The sequence below is a fragment of the Stutzerimonas tarimensis genome (assembly GCF_042648805.1).
GTDB classification, from domain to species: domain Bacteria; phylum Pseudomonadota; class Gammaproteobacteria; order Pseudomonadales; family Pseudomonadaceae; genus Azomonas; species Azomonas tarimensis.
On sequence record NZ_JBHRXZ010000011.1, the window covers coordinates 1 to 4776 of the forward strand.

A 4776-nucleotide genomic window follows, 5' to 3' on the forward strand; every position below is an offset into this window, starting at 1 on the left:
TTTTGACCGAAAGCGGCTTGCTGACCTCATCCGACCCGTGGTCATGCCAATCCAACCGAGCGATGCCCTCGATGATTTCCGTGGCGAAGTAGGGGTAGCGCCCGAAGCCGGTAGTGGGTCCGATTAGGTCAACGAACGGATTGGTGATGGTCCTGGGAGGGCGGCCTCGATTGGATGTTTTCGTGGCGGTCGGGGAAGCGGCAGCGGGAGCCCTGGGTCTGGGCGCGTTCTTCGCTTTTATTGAAATCAAAAAATCCGCTCGGCGGCGAATTCTGTCGTCCAGTTTGCGCAGATCGGCAGGAGAAAGCAGGGATGGCAGATCGGCAGCAAAGGAAGCTGGGGCGGGCATGGGGTGGTCCTCCTGAAAAGTGGTTATTCCTTTCAGTGAGGGGTTTTGCCGAGCCGTACATAGTGAGGGTTTCTGCAAGCCACGGAGCGGCCCCAGGCTGAACGCACCCGGCCACCCATCCAAGTGCATTGGTCACCTACCGAGCGGCCCGTGGCGCGCTTTGTGGACCGTGAGGGTTTTTGGCTACAGGCGTGCTACAAGGCGCTTCTACGCTCACGGAGCAGGGGAACCACCCAGCGAGCGCATCAGATTTCACCCAGGAACGCGCTACAGCGTCGCTCGGACCCGCTGGACAGTGTTTGTCGAGCATCCAAGCAGCCCAGCGACCACCCGAATGGACTTCCCTTCATCAAGCAGGGTCCGAATGCGCTTGTGTAGGCCCTCGTCGGTTTTCCTTCCTCGATACGCCCCATCGGCCTTGGCCTTCTCGATTCCTTGGGCCTGCCTTCTGCGCCGATCTTCGTAGTCTTTGCGGGCAACTGCTGCAAGCATGTCAAGAAGCATTGTATTGATAGCCGCCAACATTCTCCCGGTGAAGTCATCCGGTGCCACCCGGTTGGCGCTCATGGCTTGGTGGGATGTCGGCAGATCGAGTGCGACCACAAGAACGCCCTTCCCCTGGAGTTCGGCCCGCAGCTTGGCCCAGTCAGATTCATTCAGGCGGGCCAGCCGATCCACTTGTTCAACCAGCAGGACATCCCCAGGTTCGCTGTCAGCCAGCAGGCGGAACAACTCGGGGCGCTTGAGGGTGGCCCCTGATTCATTCTCGACGTAGTAGCCAGCCACTCGATGGCCGTAGACCTGGGCGAACTCCCGAAGCTGGTCCTTTGCACGGGTGGCGTCTTGTTCGGTGGTCGAAGCTCGAAGGTAAGCGCGGATCAGCATGGAAGGATGCCCTGTAGCGATTTGGATGTAGCTACATTATGCGCAGCGAAAAGAATAGTCAATGGACATTATCGCTACACCCCTGAGCCACGGTTTCGGTTCCGTCCAGGCGTGTCGCTTGATGTATACCCAAAACGCCATGCCCCTCCCCCCGCTCTGCCGCACGATCAAGCGAAGGGGGGCTCCCCACGCCATGGGGGGAACCCCGCTGCAAACCTTATTGAATAAGGGTTCTCAGATTTTTGTGGCGAATTCTGGGAGAAGGCGTCAGGTGATGAAGCGAGACTGCTGCGCCATGCCCAGTAATTCTTTCCAGGAGGAGCCCCACGCAGGCGCTGCCCCTTGAGTAATGGGGCCAAGGCCGGCCGCTTGGACAGACCCTGGCGATAAAGCACTTACATGAAGAGCTGGGCGATTCGCAGCACCCAGTAGGTGATTTCAGTCACCATCAGGATTACCGTGAGTATGGTTATTAGATCCATACGGATACCTCTACGTTTGTTGATGGACCCCAGGAGAACCTGGGCATGTACCCATGCACCATCCGCAAAGGCCGTAGAGGCCGACACCATTGACAATATGCGCGTAATCGCTATGATTGATTTTGCGGATTCAAGCATAAACGAATAAACAGATACGTCAGGTGAGCAGATAGGTTTACCCACAGGCGTATTAATAATGCCACAATAATGGCGTTATGTCAACCCTTGCCTTTTATTTAGGCGGGGGTTTTCCTGTTCTATGGCTAAAATATTGCCGTTCCCCTTCGAGGGCTGTGCTCATCGCCCACCTTAGTGAAAGCTCGCTTGAATGCGGGAGACTGTGCTTATTCCCCTGCGCCTTGTGCTGTTGTCAGTCATTCAATGCGTCCAGCAGGCTTCCCCAGGTAACCTTCTCAGGCTTCCGTAGCGGCTCGCTGTGAGGCGCTTGAGGTGGAGCGGATGGATCTGCCTTGGATGCGGCTGCGCGGGCTTCTGTGTGCCCCGTAGGGGATGCCTGGGCCGGCTTGTGTTCAAGCAGTAATAGAGCCTCCCGTAGCTCCTTCACTTCCTGTCGAAGGGCCTGTACCTCGGCCAGCATCTGGGCCATCTCAGGGGAGGTGACAGCCTGTGCCAATTTAGGCGGGTCAGGCTGTGCCACTGGCAACAGTGGGCCATACGCTCGGATCAGTTCTGAGGTCTCGAAGCGCCGTTGCCCATCGCGTCCCAATTCAGACGATACGCGGCCTGCCTCGATATCCCGATAGATTGATCGCCTGCTCCTCCCGGTGAGGCTGACCGCTTCCTTGAAGGTGTGCCATGTCATGGTCCATGCCCTTATGCCATCTGTGCCATCTGTGCCATCTGTGCCACGTGACGCTTGATCGTAGCCTATGGGAGCCCTACGGGCATCAACCCGACACAGTGACTCCGAGCCGAGCCAGGGCTTGCTCTCGGCTTTCTCCAGGACGGGCAAGCCTACTCAATTCGGACTCGGTGACCTTTCGCTTCGGGTCCTGTTTGGTGCCCTCGGGAACCTTCTTCGTCTTGTTCCTGAAGGTGAACTGAAGATGGGTCACCTTGCGGCCCGTCTTCTTCGGCAACCATTCAACCTGGAGCGGGGAATGCTCGTTTACCTGGGCAACGGCAGGTTCGATAACCCAGCGCCGAAGGTCGGCCATTAATGGGTAACGGCCCTCAAGCTGGAACCACTCCCGAAGCTGCTCAAGGCTTACCTCTCGACTCCCCACGGAGCCGTACTGCGCCAACATCTCGAATAGGCGGATCGCATAGGCACTGGTCATCCGGGCAACAGCCGACAGCTCGTACCGGGTGAACTGCTCGGTGAGCCCCGTCAGGAACGGCAGGATGTCCTTGCCGAAACGCAGCTCCACGCGCCCCTCCTTCTCGATGTAGTCGACGGTCTGGACCCACCGGGTGAGGCGCTTACGGGCTGGCCTGGAGCTGCCATCAGGCTCGAAAAGGATCGTGATGCGCCGGTCAAACAGCCGCTCAGCAGCGACCGCAAGGTCCCTGTAGGCCGTCGCCTGATCGGTCTGGCAGAGCTGGGCAATGTCAGCGGCCGATACCGAGTAGAGGATTTCATCGGTGACTGCTTGGTCCCTACGGACCTGGGCAATGCAGCTCAGAATGATGCGTTGTTCCGCCACGCTAAGCCGGTAGGACGCCGAGACGATGTGATTCGATTTGACGACTTGAAGGCCCTGCGGCATGGAGGTTCTCCCTGGTTAACCATGAGAACATTAACCTTCTCATAATTGACCGTCAATCCCTCCACATTTGACCGTCAATCCCTCCACATTTGACCGTCAATCTGTCCCTTAATGACCGTCAATCCCTCCACATTTGGAAGCTGAAAGCCCCGGATGGAGCGGCCTGTAGAGGACCTAAAAGGCTTTTAAAGCTTAAAAAGTAAAAAATAAGAGCTTTCGGTTTCACCTTCTCAAATCAAGAGCCAAAGCAAGAGCCGGGGAGCCGAACCTTTCGAGCCTCTACAAGCCCGCCTGGGCGACGATCATCAGGAACACCAGCAGGGCTATCACCCAGACTGCTATCGGCCAACAGGCGAAGCCGTGGGTGCCTTATTGGCTTCGTTTGGGGTCCTTCAGCCGCCGCTGTGATGCGCTTACAGATAAGGACAGGTACTGATCCGCTTCCCCCCATCCGCCGACCTTAGGTGGTCATCGGGTTTTCAGGAGGGGGCACCAGGGGGATCTGGAACGTTCTTATTATTGAAATAGGGTCCCAGATTTTCTCGTCAGATTTTCAACAGGAAACCGAGGGACTCGTAGCGGGTGGGAACCGAAGTGGAACGATTGTTACGGCTGGCTCAGGGCCTCAGGGTGTCGGCTCATATCGAACTTGAGGGGCAGCGCCATGGCCTCCCGGAAAAAGGCGGTAGCGCATCAGCAGACCTCACGACCTTGCAGACGGTCCTTGCGGGCCTGGGCGGTTGCTTGGCGCTGGTACTTCTGGATTTCCGTTGTTTGCTCATCAAATCCGACCCTAAGGAGCCTTAGGGAGGGGGGATGATTTTCAATCTTGATCCCCGTTCCTATAGGGTCTCCGATGGCGAAGCCAGTTGGTCCTCAGGTCCTCTATATACATGCGGCGTTAATTCAGGGAGCACCTGTCGGGAGTCCTGAGCGGTGGACCTCGGGTTGCTTCTTATACATGCGGCGCTAATTCAATGGCGTCGATACCAATCGCTCGGTGCAGCTTGGCAAGGTCCATCGGGCAAGGCGGGACGGGGTTCGTGTCATCCCAGAACGTCGCCAGCCCAACCGGCAGATTCCCTTCCATATCGTCAATCAGCCGCTTCGGGCGGGATTTCATCAAAAACGGGAGGGCCAACTGAATTGCCTTAACGTACCGCTGGGCATGACGCGCACCGATCCCCAGCAACTCGCTGACGGCAGCCGTGGTGACGACCTCGATGGCCTCAAGAATCAGCATCAGGTTTTTGACCGAAAGCGGCTTGCTGACCTCATCCGACCCGTGGTCATGCCAATCCAACCGAGCGATGCCCTCGATGATTTCCGT

At 57.5% G+C, this 4776-nt stretch carries 2 protein-coding genes and 2 pseudogenes; all 4 read right to left on the reverse strand.

Going from position 1 to position 4776, the window contains the following annotated elements:
• Positions 1-349: pseudogene (locus tag ACFOMF_RS04080) on the reverse strand (hypothetical protein); the annotation flags it as partial.
• Positions 350-616: 267 nt separating this feature from the next.
• Positions 617-1234, reverse strand: coding sequence for a recombinase family protein (locus tag ACFOMF_RS04085; RefSeq protein ID WP_386361510.1), 618 nt, complete (start codon positions 1232-1234; stop codon positions 617-619).
• 1390 nt (positions 1235-2624) lie between these two features.
• Complete coding sequence (locus tag ACFOMF_RS04090) at positions 2625-3446, reverse strand: replication initiation protein (RefSeq protein ID WP_386361512.1); 822 nt, start codon at positions 3444-3446, stop codon at positions 2625-2627.
• Positions 3447-4401: 955 nt separating this feature from the next.
• Positions 4402-4776 (reverse strand): annotated as a pseudogene (locus tag ACFOMF_RS04095) (hypothetical protein); the annotation flags it as partial.

Coding starts and splice junctions, on each gene's coding strand:
- ACFOMF_RS04085 (WP_386361510.1), bottom strand. CDS start 1,234: ATGCTGATCCGCGCTTACCTTCGAGCTTCGACCACCGAACAAGACGCC.
- ACFOMF_RS04090 (WP_386361512.1), bottom strand. CDS start 3,446: ATGCCGCAGGGCCTTCAAGTCGTCAAATCGAATCACATCGTCTCGGCG.